At 60.2% G+C, this 12,600-nt stretch carries 14 protein-coding genes; 6 read left to right on the plus strand and 8 right to left on the minus strand.

Annotated features, from left to right (window positions below):
• Nucleotides 1–126: 126 nt before the first annotated feature.
• Nucleotides 127–579: a hypothetical protein gene (locus SGJ19_20260; protein MDZ4782587.1), complete on the minus strand. Its 453-nt coding sequence runs from the start codon at nt 577–579 to the stop codon at nt 127–129.
• Nucleotides 580–760: 181 nt separating this feature from the next.
• Here SGJ19_20260 and SGJ19_20265 point away from each other — a divergent pair, with 181 nt between their 5' ends.
• The 3 genes from SGJ19_20265 to SGJ19_20275 all read left to right on the plus strand — a co-directional run bounded on the left by SGJ19_20265 (nt 761) and on the right by SGJ19_20275 (nt 4,218).
• The gene (locus tag SGJ19_20265) at nt 761–1,144 is read left to right on the plus strand and encodes a hypothetical protein (GenBank protein MDZ4782588.1); all 384 of its coding nucleotides are present in this window, start codon (nt 761–763) and stop codon (nt 1,142–1,144) included.
• A gap of 330 nt (nt 1,145–1,474) precedes the next feature.
• Nucleotides 1,475–2,524 (plus strand): methylated-DNA--[protein]-cysteine S-methyltransferase, encoded by a 1,050-nt coding sequence (locus SGJ19_20270; protein ID MDZ4782589.1) that lies wholly within the window; start codon nt 1,475–1,477, stop codon nt 2,522–2,524.
• Between the two features lie 266 nt (nt 2,525–2,790).
• The gene (locus tag SGJ19_20275) at nt 2,791–4,218 is read left to right on the plus strand and encodes a hypothetical protein (GenBank protein ID MDZ4782590.1); all 1,428 of its coding nucleotides are present in this window, start codon (nt 2,791–2,793) and stop codon (nt 4,216–4,218) included.
• A gap of 62 nt (nt 4,219–4,280) precedes the next feature.
• On the opposite strand, the gene SGJ19_20280 is transcribed toward SGJ19_20275, so the two are convergent.
• The 5 genes from SGJ19_20280 to SGJ19_20300 form a co-directional block, all read right to left on the minus strand.
• Entirely contained in the window at nt 4,281–4,838 is a 558-nt protein-coding gene (locus tag SGJ19_20280) for a DUF1572 family protein (GenBank protein ID MDZ4782591.1), read from the minus strand.
• 236 nt (nt 4,839–5,074) lie between these two features.
• A complete protein-coding gene (locus tag SGJ19_20285) occupies nt 5,075–5,632 on the minus strand; it encodes a hypothetical protein (protein ID MDZ4782592.1) in 558 nt (185 codons plus the stop codon).
• 49 nt (nt 5,633–5,681) lie between these two features.
• Nucleotides 5,682–6,170, minus strand: a complete 489-nt coding sequence (locus SGJ19_20290; protein ID MDZ4782593.1) for a DUF1569 domain-containing protein — start codon at nt 6,168–6,170, stop codon at nt 5,682–5,684.
• A 56-nt stretch (nt 6,171–6,226) separates the two neighbouring features.
• Nucleotides 6,227–6,751, minus strand: a complete 525-nt coding sequence (locus SGJ19_20295) for a hypothetical protein (protein MDZ4782594.1) — start codon at nt 6,749–6,751, stop codon at nt 6,227–6,229.
• A 681-nt stretch (nt 6,752–7,432) separates the two neighbouring features.
• Nucleotides 7,433–8,179, minus strand: coding sequence for a CvpA family protein (locus SGJ19_20300; GenBank protein ID MDZ4782595.1), 747 nt, complete (start codon nt 8,177–8,179; stop codon nt 7,433–7,435).
• Nucleotides 8,180–8,361: 182 nt separating this feature from the next.
• Between SGJ19_20300 and SGJ19_20305 the strand changes: the two genes are divergently transcribed.
• Together SGJ19_20305 and SGJ19_20310 are read left to right on the plus strand one after the other, a co-directional pair.
• Nucleotides 8,362–9,090 (plus strand): metal-dependent hydrolase, encoded by a 729-nt coding sequence (locus SGJ19_20305; GenBank protein MDZ4782596.1) that lies wholly within the window; start codon nt 8,362–8,364, stop codon nt 9,088–9,090.
• A 24-nt stretch (nt 9,091–9,114) separates the two neighbouring features.
• Nucleotides 9,115–9,999, plus strand: coding sequence for a hypothetical protein (locus SGJ19_20310; GenBank protein MDZ4782597.1), 885 nt, complete (start codon nt 9,115–9,117; stop codon nt 9,997–9,999).
• An 18-nt stretch (nt 10,000–10,017) separates the two neighbouring features.
• Here SGJ19_20310 and dtd read toward each other — a convergent pair whose 3' ends face one another.
• Complete coding sequence (gene dtd, locus SGJ19_20315; GenBank protein ID MDZ4782598.1) at nt 10,018–10,467, minus strand: D-aminoacyl-tRNA deacylase; 450 nt, start codon at nt 10,465–10,467, stop codon at nt 10,018–10,020.
• A gap of 210 nt (nt 10,468–10,677) precedes the next feature.
• Between dtd and SGJ19_20320 the strand changes: the two genes are divergently transcribed.
• Entirely contained in the window at nt 10,678–11,634 is a 957-nt protein-coding gene (locus tag SGJ19_20320; GenBank protein ID MDZ4782599.1) for a ZIP family metal transporter, read from the plus strand.
• A gap of 216 nt (nt 11,635–11,850) precedes the next feature.
• Here the strand turns inward: SGJ19_20320 and SGJ19_20325 are convergent, their stop codons facing one another.
• Nucleotides 11,851–12,507: a hypothetical protein gene (locus SGJ19_20325; protein ID MDZ4782600.1), complete on the minus strand. Its 657-nt coding sequence runs from the start codon at nt 12,505–12,507 to the stop codon at nt 11,851–11,853.
• Nucleotides 12,508–12,600: the final 93 nt, after the last annotated feature.

Below are 12,600 nucleotides of genomic sequence, written 5' to 3' on the forward strand. Positions count from 1 at the left end.
CCCCTTCCGTGTCTTTCCGCGTATTCCGTGGACAATCTCCCCCAACACTTTCGCGCCCTTTTCGCGCCTTTCGCGGTTCCAACCCACCCCAGAACCCTTGAACACCGCCACACCATACCGCATCATTCAATCAAGCCCCCACGTCCGCTTCCGCCGAGAGTTCCGGCAACTCAAATACGTCAACTCATGACAAGTCCGGCAAGCCCAGCGACCGGAGCGCAAATACAATCGCTCCACGCGCCGCCGGCAAGCGCTCAGTTCATCGCGATGAAACTCCGGCCCCCAAATTCCCCCGGGACATTGCCACCACCAACGCTCGCCCCCGATCGCCGGGCGAGTCGAATCCAAACGCACCACCTGCCGCCGCGCCACGCGCCGCCCGCACCACTCCAAGTCCACCAACCAGTGCTCATCATCCTGCCGCCAAACCGCCAACCACAACACCCGCAGCTTCCGCCCCGTCAAAAAGAAAAACTTCTCACTCCCTCCGCCGCGCATCAGCCGAGAAGCCCGCTGCACCATCAACCGCGGACACTCCTCCACAGCCCGCCGCCGCTCAAACCCATCAAAACAAAACATGTTCCCCCCAAGCCACAGGCTTTAGGTCCCAAAAAGTTTTTCCAACAAAACGACCGAAATCCCCATCCAAATCCTCCCCTAAATCGCGGCCAACTTCAAACCACATCACCACTTGCAACCCGCGCACGCATTTCGCTCCAAATCAACGAACGACCAAAATCCTCGACCACCAACCAACCCCATGACCGAAAACCCCTACCAAAGCCCCAAGTCCGCCAGCGAACCGCCGCCGATCACCTCGTCGGTCGTCGGCGAGAGCGACGTTGTCTCCACGATCATTCCATATAAGAACAAGGCCTCGCTCATCGCCTATTACAGCGGCGTGTTCTCCGTCGCCGCGTGCTTGCCGCTGATCGGCATCGTGGGCGTGGTGCTCGCCGTCGTGGCCGTGGTCTATGGAGTCAAAGGCCTGCGCTACGCGAGGGAGAATCCCGAGGCCCGCGGCAGAATCCACTGCTGGATCGGCATCCTCGGCGGATCAGTCTGCGGCCTGTTCGGCCTGGCGATCCAAGCCTTGATCGTGATCGCCATCATCGGCAGCTTCGTGGACGCCCAACGACAATAGTGCTCCTCGGGGCAGGGCAGGGGAGTGGTCGGCGAAGCTGACATCGTCCTGCGCACTGGGGCTCCGTTCAATCGTCGTGCAAACCTTCGCGATCACCGTACGTCCATTCGATCCCGACTGTTTTCTCATCACCCCCAGCCCCAGCCACCCACATTTTCTCTTTCATTATTCACGTACAACTTTCCTCCTCTTTTCGTGCCTTTCGCGCCTTTCGTGGTTTCAACTCTCTTCTCTTCCCTCTCCGTGTCCTCCGTGCCTCCGTGGTGAACCCAGAATTCCCCGCCCGAAAATCGGTGGCACGCCGCGCCCCGCTGCGCGTAAACTTCCTACATGCAAACCTTGCCGCCGATTGCCGAGATGGAACGGGCGTATCTCGATAAAGACGCCTCCTATAACGGGCTGTTCTACCTGGGCGTGCGCACGACCGGCATCTTTTGTCGCCCAACGTGTCCCGCGCGAAAGCCGCTGCCGCGGAACGTCGAATACTTTCCCACGGCGCAGGCGGCGCGCTTCGCCGGCTATCGTCCATGTAAGCGTTGCCGGCCGCTGGAAGCAGATGCGCAACCGCCGTGGGCAGCGGAGTTGATCGCCGCCGTGGAGCACGATCCCGGAACGCGGATCACGGAGAGCGATCTGCGACGAAGAGGCGTCGATCCGAAATCGGCGCGGAGTTACTTTCTCAAGGAATTCGGCATGACCTTCCAAGCCTTCGCGCGAGCGCGACGCTTATCAGGCGTGCTCACACAGATTCGCGAAGGCGTCACGCTCGACGACGCGGTGTTCGCCAGCGGGTACGAATCGCACAGCGGCTTTCGCGACGCCTTCGCGCGAACGTTCGGCGAACCGCCTGGCAGCTATCGCGACGGCGCGTGCATTCAACTCGCGTGGCTGCGCAGTCCGCTCGGGCCGCTGATCGCCGGCGCGACGGACGACGGCGTGTGCCTGCTGGAGTTCACGGATCGCCGCATGCTGGAGACCCAGTTCACGACGCTGCGAAAGCGCTTCAAGTTGCCGCTCGTGCCGGGCAACAACCGGCATCTGGAATTACTCACGCAAGAACTCGCCAACTACTTCGCCGGCACGTTGCAAGCCTTCACCACGCCGCTCGTTTTCCCCGGCACCGATTTTCAACGCCGCGTGTGGAATCGCTTGCTGGAAATTCCTTACGGTACGACGTGTTCGTACCAGCAACTCGCGGCAGCCGTCGGCAATGCCGCGGCGGTCCGCGCCGCGGGCCGTGCAAATGGATTGAATCGCCTGGCGATCGTGATCCCGTGCCATCGCGTTGTCAACAAGAACGGCAACCTCGGCGGCTACGGCGGCGGGCTGCGCCGCAAGCAGTATCTGCTCGACCTGGAACGCTCGCATCGAGCGGGTTAGCTTTGCGAACGGGCAGGGCAGGGGCGCCCTGCGCGCCTGCTCGGTGAACCGCCGAGGAATTTCTTTGGCCGCTGGCCAAGCTTTCTGGGAATTCCCCATTAGGCCCCTTACGGCCGCGGGAAGTCCGACCGATTGGCAAGACAATCGCGGAATTCCTGTAACAAAAATCGGACTACCGCGCTCAGCCACTAGCGCCCAAAGCGTGGCGACTCAAAAAACTGCCTGCTGAGCGTTGCCCAAATTCGACTTCTTAGGAGTGACCTTCCATGTCCAAGGACTACGGGTTCCGTTTGCAAAGTTACGCTTACGATCTGATTAAGGACGATATCGGCGTCGAGTTCGACAGCCATCTGAACGAGTGGAAAACCCACACGAACAATCTGATTCTGTACGCGCGAAACGGGTTGAGCAACTATCAAACGCGCTTGGAAGCTGCGCGGAAAGCGATGGAGGCGGAAAGGGCGAGGAACCAGCAGATGGCGATGTTCGTTTTGTCGTTGCTCGCCGGCCCGGCCATGTCGTTCGTAGGAGGCGCGCTGGAGCATCGACTGGCGCCAAAGTTGTTCGGCAGCCAGCACTCGGCGCTGCGAAGTCGTCCGAATCCAAGATACAGCCCTCCTCCGCACGCTCCCGTTCCGGCGAACATTCCCTCGCAAAAGCCGCTGCCCTCGATCAAGAGCGGCGACAAATCCGTGGCGGACCGCAACGCCAAGAACTTCAAAATCCAAAACGACACTCGTAACAAGGCGGTCCAAACGGTTTCGCTGCCGGACAATCGCCAGACGATTCCTCAGCAAGTTTTCGATCCGAACTGGAGCCTGACGAAGGGCAAAATCCTCGGCGATTTCGGCGGCGCCGTGACGGGCGCGCTCATTACCGAACTGCTGATCAACCCCGCGATCAAGCCCGCGACACCCGACCAATCCAAATTGCAAAGCGCGATCAGCCAGGTGCCGGATTCGCTCCATCTGGAAGATCTCAAGACCAAGATGGAGAACGCCTGGACCGAGGCCCAGACCGTTGGCAAGCAAGCCATGCAGTTCTATGCGAACACGGTCCGCGAGGATCCGACCTGGGGAGATCGTCTGTGGGCCAAACTGAAGGCCGGCAGGCTGGCCGGCGTCCGCGCATCGAACGACGAATTGGACCTGTACAGTCTTGGCAAATCGTGGATTCATACGGTCGTCAATCAGCAACGGCAAAGGTGGGCCGAGGAAAGCGACTGGTTCTACTACGGCCACGCGCCCGCGCCGCTCAACGACAAGCACACCACCAACGCTATCGAGGCGGAATTGTGGGCAATCTGGATCGCCCAAGAAAACTTCCAGGCGAAATACGTTGAAGAGACCGGGGGCATGGACCGCGAGGGGAATATCGCCGTCCTGGGCCATCACTACGACTACGACGATCCCGAGGGCAAGAGCCGCATCAACCTGAATAAGATTCTGCCACACTTGCGCGACCTGGGCGTAGTGCAAGGTGGCCCGCCAAGAGAAATGGCGCGCGCTTACAACATGAAGAATGAAGGCATGTTGGCCGCCGAAGTCAGCGACATTTCGGGCGACGTGGACACGGGCAACGAACTGACGTCGCTCAACCAATGGGCGGCGAATCGCAAGCCGAGCTTCTTTGGCAACAAGGTCGGCTTCGTCCGCCGTCCTGTGAAACCGTTGGTCGTGAAGGGGAGTTATTGAGTTGCCGCGAGCAGGGCAGGGGGGCGCGAGCGGATTTCGCTCGCGCCCTCATTTATTGCCCGTTACTGCCGATAGCCGCCGCCCCAGGTGCGCTCGTTGAATTGCGCCGACTGCCCGCGCGGGATGGTGATGGTCGCCCAGTTCTCGCCAGCATGGATGCGGGCGATGAGCATGATCTGGCCGACGTGGTAACTGCAATGGGCGAGTGAGCGCTCAATCGCCAGCGGGACGGAATGCGGTTCGCCACGAACGGTCACCGTGCGTAACACGTCGTCGGCCGATAACGCTTCGAGCGTATCAAAAAAGCGTTGCCACCCGGATTCCCAGTACGCCAGCAGTTCCGCGCGATCGGTAAACGTGTCGACGAACTCATCATCCCGATTGCGCCACGGCTTCTCGCCGTCGGTCGTAAGGAAATCAGTCCAGCGCGAAAGCAAATTCCCCGCCAAGTGCTTCATGATCACGGCGATGGAGTTGGTGTTGGTGTTGGCATCGAGCGCAATATGGAGTTTATCATCAGGCAATTGCGCGATCGCTTTGTCCGCGTAGCCTTTGTTGGAGCGCAATGCGGTGAGCGCCGCTTCAAGAAAGATCGTTGGCAGGTCGCTGGAATTGGACATAGAGTCACTTCGTTGATTGGATCGAATTTGTAGGTCAGGCACCGCCGTTGAAGGCAAATGTCGCAGGACTTCGTCAAAACGTCGCCACGTCCCGAGCCCTCGCTTCGAACGTGCCTGACGGGATCGACGTCGATTCTTTCAGGCACATGTGGTGCGATACGACGGACATAGCCACAGTATTAATTGGGCCAACGATTTCGACTTCGACGGCGGTGCCTGACCTACGGCTTTCTTGTCTACTTCGGCCAGTATTCCTTTGAAACCGGCTGATCCTCACCCGTTGGACTCCAACGCCGGAGTTCCGTGGTTTTTCCCTGTTTGACCGTGCGCTCCCAGACCTTGACGCCGTTAATCGCCCAGTAGGTTTGCACGCCGGTGCCGTCGACGATCTCCGAAGCGAGTTTGCCTTGTGGATCATAGTATTTCGCATTCAACACGCCGTACGAGAAATCCGGATCAGGTTCGGCGAGCCATTCGATGCGACACTCGCCCTCCGCGCGCAGTCGGCCGTCGACAAATCGATCCACGAAGCGAGCTTTGTCGTGCGACAGAAACCGACTCTCGACAACGCCACCGATTTCCTTCGTGTCCGTGAAGCGGACGGCAAAATAGTTCTTGCCGAAAAATCCCGGTTGGTCGCCCAGCCCGAAGCCACGGTAGTAGCCCGTGAAATAGTCCACATTCATTTGCAGGGGGCAAGACTTCGGCCACCACCACGCCAACCAAATCGCCGCGGTCAGAGCGAACACCAAGCCAAGAAACGTCACCAATCGCAAACGTATCGAACGATTCATACCAATTCTCCAAACCTCTCCGTGTCCTCCATGCCTCCGTGGTGAATTCTCACGCCGGCACAAAGAACCCCAAATGCAGCTCCGCGTGCCGCAGGTTCATCTTGATCCAATCCGCGTGCGACATCATGCCGAAGACGGGGTTCGGGTGCGTCGGTTGCTTCACGGCCAGGCGATCGAACGCGCGGCGCAAGCGTGCCATCGCTTCATTCGTCGGCAGCACGTCGACGCCGAACGTCCCGCCCGGGATGGAGGGAATCCTTCCGCCGGCCGGGATGCCGCGATTCAGGATTGGCGTCTTGAACAGCGTCACGACGACCCGCAGCAGCCAGGGCAGGGGGGGCATGTCGGGATAGCCGTCGAATGGCGCATCCGCCCAGAAAGCGAGATGCCCAATGGCCTGGCCGAGCGTCCAATTACCGAGTGCGCGCAGCGTGCCGGCTTGTTCGGCAGCGGCGAGGGATTCCGCCTCGCGCAGTGCGGCGGAGAAGTTTTCAAACCGTAGCTTGCGCCGGCCGGTGACCTTGCGTGTGTTGACCATGACCATTCACCGCGTCATACGCGTAAAACTGTCGCCGAATAGAACAGCGCTGAAAACTATCGCGTAAAGAACTGCTTCACCGCCAACCATGTGTTCTCGAAGAACGCCACCGCCGCCGGGTCGCGTCGCGCGCCGTTGATCACATGTTCGCCGAACGCGCCGCCGCCCACGGCATAGTAGCCCACCGCGCCGCCGCCGATGGCGACCAGGCCGATAGCTGCCCCTCCCAGGGCCACGCCGCCGATGGCCGCGCCGCCAATTGCGGCGATCACGCCAATCGACAGGCCGCCGAACGAGAACGCGCCGATCGCCACGCCGCCGAAGGCCACGACGCCGCGCGCTACGCCTCCCATGGCCAGCACGCCCGTGGCAATATCGCCGACCGCGATGAATCCTCGGGCATGGCCGCGAATCTCGCCCGTCTCAAAATTCGGCCCCATGGCGATATCGTACAGCGGCATCCCCAGGATCGTTGCCTCGGAGCGCTTGCGCACCGACCGCGCCCGACGCATCGTCGGCCCCATCGCCAATTGCCGCTCCAACGTAGCGACACGTTCTTCCAACATTTGTTCACGGTTCATTTTGACACTCTCACTAACCACGAAAAACACGAAAGGCACGAACGAAGAGTTCGCCGCGCATTGTACCGGGAAGCAAATCGGAGCGACTACGGCGGAATTACTGCACCGGGCCCCTGCCCAAACCCAGGTTTTGGGGTCTCCTGCGCGCCTGAGCAAAATCGCATTTTGCCGCCCTGCCTTGGCGGGCCGAGGTCAACGCACCGGATTCGTTGCCATTGATCTGGAAACCAACATACGGGGCCGAAGCATTCAGAGCGCCACGCGAAATCGTCAACGCGGACAATCTACGTATGAACTGCAGATTCCACGGGCGGACCCGGCCGTTGAATTCTCCGTCTGTAGCCGACCTCTGTGAGGTCGGAGAGATAACGACGATGCGCGATGACGGGTCGGCTTGATGTTCGACGTCTTGCCGACCGAGGTCACAGACCTCGGCTACAGAAGATCGCGCGAGCACGATGGCAACGAACTCGGAGTCCAATCGTCGCCAGGAACGCATCCTGGCGTTTCCTAGAGCTTCCAGCCTACCCCCTCAAAGCCTGCCACGAACGTCCGATAATGTTTCTTATGTTCGTTTCGGGGGTCGTTTTTGCCGGGAAATGGGCGGTTTTGAGATGCGGCGTCTGTTTCACCGAGGTCACAGACCTCGGCTACAGTGAGACCAGTGAGGCCACTGCCCTACTAGCGTTGACGCGGCGCCGTCGGCGGTTTCACGTCGACCATTTCGAGGTCTTCTTCCGCGTCGTCAGCGGCGTTGTCCCAGGCGTTGCGCACTTGCTCGCCGGAGTCGTCTACGGACTCTTGAACATCGCCGCGGAGCGCATCGAAGCGCTTCGAGAATTCTCCCTTCGTCGAGTCGAATAACTGATCGGCCAGCTTGCCGGCTTCTTGTTCCAACAATCCTCCGCTGGAATCCGGCGGCGGACTTACGCCGTCCAGCTTGGCGACATAGGGCTCGATCGTCTCTTTCACGCCGTCCGGCAGCAGGGGGTCCGCTTGGATCAACACCCGGGAGACGTAATAACCGCTCCGGGAGGAGACGATCGACTCCCGCTGCTTTTCCAGCAGGGTGGCCGCGAACAGGGTGATCGCCACGCAATACAACACGCCCTTGCCGGCTCCGACCAGGGCGCCGATCTGGCGGTCGAACGATTTCAGCTTGAGCTTTTCGATGCCTTCGGTGATGAACCGGAATCCGACCCACACGCCCAGCGACGTGACCACGAACAGGATCAGCATCGCCAACATGTTGTTGAGCGGCGGCTCGCCCGGGAGCAGGGGGGCGAGCAGCCCGCGAAAGGCCATGGCCACGAAGTAACTGGCCACGAACGAAGCAATCGAAGCGACCTGCCAGGCCAGGCCCTTCATATAGCCCCAGGCAGCCGTGCCGAGGAACACAACGAGCATCGCGATGTCATAGGCTTGCATGGCGGGCAAGTATATCGAGACGCGCCGAGGGCACGAAGAGCAATGGAATCTCGAAATCGCGACTTCACGTGCTGGCTAATTCACCTACTCCGCCTACTTTTCCTACTCGCACGAATGACATTGGCGATTTCCCGCCAACTTTCTATTCTGCTCGCCTGGTCTCTGGTTCGTGATGTGATTCGATGGCCGGCTTCAAAACCCATATTACCGTCAGTTCGACGCTCGGCGTGGGCTATGGGCTCGGCGCGTTCTTGCTTTATGGCGTGCCGCCGTCGTCGTGTGTTCTGGCGGGCACGCTCTGCAGCCTCTCCGGCATGTTGCCGGACTTGGATAGCGATTCCGGCACGCCGTTGCGCGAGAGCATCTCGTTCGCCGCGGCGACATTGCCGATGTTGCTCATCGAGCGCTTTCATGATCTGGAGTGGACTCCGGAAACCATGGCCCTCGTCGGCGCCGGCATCTACGCAGTGGTGCGGTTCGGCCTGGCCAAGATCGTCAAAAAGCTCACCGTCCATCGCGGGATGTTTCACAGCATTCCGGCCGCGTTCATCGCCGCGGAGGTTTTCTATCTGATCGCCAGCGCCAACGAGCCGGCGATCCGACTTTACAAAGCCGGCGGCGTATTCGCGGGTTTCATGTCGCACCTGATCCTCGACGAAATCTGGTCGGTGAGCTTTTGGGGAGGCGTGCCCCGGCTGAAAAGCTCCTTCGGCACCGCCGTAAAATTCATCGGCGACGGCTTCCTCCCCAACCTGGCGACCTACGCGCAACTCATCGCGCTGACGTACTTTGTCCTGCAAGACAGCCAGGTGATCGACCAACTGCAGCAACGCAACATCGCGAAGCCAACGCCGAAACGCGAAGCGGCGGAACAATTCGCGGAAGAGGTTTGGCGACGCGTGGTGCGGTGATATCAAAATCAAGGAAGGTGAAACATGCGATACTTCTTGCTACTTGCAGCTCTCGCAACGTGCTGGAACGCTGCGAGCGCGGACGATGTGAAACGGGAAGTCGTCGCAAAGCCAAGGGACTTGAGCAAAGAACTCACGCTGGATGAGATGAAGGCGGCGCAACTCAAGGTGTGCATTCAGCCGTCATATGACGCTTGGGAGAAAGTGAAACGCGGGATGACCGTCGAAGAAGTGCGCGCTTTGCTCGGTGAACCGATTGAAGATGAAATCCCCAAGTCAGCAGAACGCATATTGCTGGAAGCGGATGGGAAGCAATTGACGGGCGCCCAGCTCATCGAAGAAGCTACACGAATTAAATCGGAAGCAAGCGAAGGTGTCACCTATTGCGGGCAATTGCTCTATGGTCACATCGAATTTGATTCTCCTTTGGCGCCACGACCATATCCGTTTTCTGTGATCTACGCTGACGGCAAAGTTCTCGAAAAGTGGTCACCGCTATTTCGAGCCCCATTGTCCCGCTCAGACAAGCCATCGATCCCAGTGCAAACGTCCCCCTCCTATTGCGCTCGACTGGTGGACGGGCAGGATGTGGCTGACCTGCGTTGGGCACCGTCATCGGGGGCCTATCCGATTGAGTACGACGTCGAGGTGCAGCATTACTATGGGGATGAATGCGACGGCATCTTCGAGTTCCTGAACGACGCGGATTTCGAGGGTGAAGAACACTTCGAGAATCTCAGCATCCCTCATGCCGCCGTGTCCGTGGGGAATATTCAACGCTGGCGCGTTCGCGCGAAGAACAAGTATGGCGTGAGTGAATGGTCGCCCTGGCGGCCGTTTTCATCGCATTACGATGCGGAGATTCAGTCCATCGCACTTTGGACACTGCGATTCATCCAGGAGAATTGACTCCCCTCCCCTGCCCCGCTAGAACGCCTTCCGGCTTTCCAGCAGCAGCGTCACCGGGCCGTCGTTTACCAGTTCCACTTGCATCATCGCCCGGAAGCGGCCGGTATCGACCGCGATGCCTTGGGCGCGGACTTGCTGGACGAAGTATTCGTAGAGCCGCTCGGCGAGTTCCGGCGGCGCGGCGTCGGTGAAACTGGGGCGGCGGCCTTTGCGGCAGTCGCCGTAAAGGGTGAACTGGCTGACGACTAACATCGCGCCGCCGGTGTCCGACAACGACGCGTTCATCTTGCCGTCGGCGTCTTCGAAGATGCGCAGCCCGGCGATTTTCTCCGCCAGATACTCAGCGTCGGCTTCAGCGTCGTCCGGCGCGACACCGAGCAGCACGAGCAACCCGGGACCGATTTGGCCGACGATGGCGCCTTCGACAGTGACCGAGGCGCGGGTGATACGTTGGACGACGGAGCGCATGGAATGGGAGTTGGAAGTGTTCAGTTTTCAGCGTTTGGTTACTCAGCTTAGCAGCTTGGCAGGGGTTGCTGCGCCCCCTCACTGCCCTGTCGCGTTCGGCGTCCTCTCCGGCCGCGGTCACAGACCTCGGATACAGAAACGCGGACTAGCGCTAACCGCATTCGAGTTGCATTTGCAATGTTCTTGGCAGGGGGCGGTTGAGATTTTTGCTTGTCGGAGGGATACTACGAAGCTTGGTTCGTCTTTCCCGCCGGGTTTGCCATGACGCTTTGGGTTTATTGTGCGCTGATTCTTGCTTCCTCGCTGGCTGGCGGGTATTTGCCGCTGGTCGTGAAGTTGACGCACACGCGGATGCAATTGGCGATCAGCTTTATCGCCGGGGCGATGCTGGGCGTCGGGCTGATGCACCTGTTGCCGCACGCGGTCTTCGAGCTGGAAGGCCACGCTGGCGGACACGCCGCCATCGACGAGGCCGCGCGGTGGCTGCTCGGCGGCTTCCTGTTGATGTTCTTCATCGAGCGCTGCTTTCATTTTCATCAACACGAGCCGCCCGCGCTCGAAGGCGCCGAAGCGAAGCATCAACACGAGCCTGGCGAACATTGCGACCATGATCATGCGCATGGGCACGCGCACGGAGCGCCGAAGAGCCGCTATGGTTGGATTGGTGCGATGATCGGCCTGATGTTGCACAGCACCATCGACGGTCTGGTGTTGGCCGCGAGCGTCGTCGCCGAGCAACATGGGGACCACTCCCCTGCCCTGGCCGGCTTGGGCACGTTTCTCGTCGTGTTCCTGCACAAGCCGTTCGATTCGATGACCATCAGCACGTTGATGGCCGCTGGCGGCTGGTCGCGCACCTGGCGCATGGCGATCAACTGCATCTACCCGCTGGCGATCCCGCTCGGGGTGCTGCTGTTCCTCGGCGGCCAGGAATTGTTCCCCGCTGTCTACCTCGGCCGAGCGCTGGCCCTCGCGGCGGGCTGCTTCCTGTGCATCGCCACGAGCGACTTGTTGCCGGAACTCCAATTCCATTCGCATGATCGCGTAAAACTCTCCATCGCCCTCATCCTCGGCCTGGCGTTATCCTTCGGCGTCGGATTCCTGGAAGGCGACGCACATCACCGTCTGCACGGGCACGGGGAGCATGAGAGCGCTCATTCACACTAAACGGGAGTCACTCTTTTTGAACCGCGGAGGCGCTGAGACGCAGAGGGAGGAGAGCAACCGCGAAACACGCGAAAGGGCGCGAAAAGCAGTAATTAATGCCCGTACCCAATGAAGTCTTCGATGCTTCTGCCTTTCGTGTTTTTTGGCGTGTTTCGCGGTGAAGTATTTTACTCTCTGCGTCTCAGCGCCTCCGCGGTTCAAATCGGATTGATCGCCTCAGTCCGGCAGCCCGCGTTCGGCTCGGATGCGTTTCACTTCTTCCATGATCTTGTTCATCACCAGTTGGTGTTCGGTGATGTTCGCCCAGGCGGCGTAGTACGCCCAGGCTACGAGCAGCAGGCCCAGCAGTGCTGCGCCGAAGTGGAGATCGTTCCAACCGAGGTTTCCCGGCGGCTTTAGTTGCAGATTCGCGCCGGGGTCCGCCGCGCCGCCAAGCGCCACGACGACGATCAGGCCCAGCATCGCGGTGACAATGATGGGAAACGTGCGCCGTTTTAAGCGTGCACTGGCGCGCGCTAGTTCGATGTCGAGTCGATAAGCATCGACGACTTCGCGGCACCAGCGGCTTGTGCCGACGAAGTAAGTGATCGCCACGCCGGCGACGAACATCACGACCACGGCCGATAGCAACCCTGACAAGAAATGGACCGACTTCCAACGCTCCATCCCGCGCAGCCGTTCGACGTCCGCACGCAGTTGCACGGCCTCCGGCGTATTACGTTCCGCCGCGCCGCGTAACTTCGCGAGACGCGTCTCCGCGGCGCCAAGCTCGCGCATTGATCCGCGCACGTCGCCCAGTGTCAGGCCCAGCAATAGAGTTGCCGCCATCAGGGCCAAGGCAAACGCGGCGAGTACAGGAAAGATGCGGTTCACGGCGAAGGGGAATTCCTACGTCAACAGTCAAAGGCAGCTATCAGCTCGTGCCGCACTTCACGTCACAGACAGGCGATGGCAACCACGAAAGGA

Source organism: Planctomycetia bacterium (assembly GCA_034440135.1).
GTDB lineage: Bacteria > Planctomycetota > Planctomycetia > Pirellulales > JALHLM01 > JALHLM01.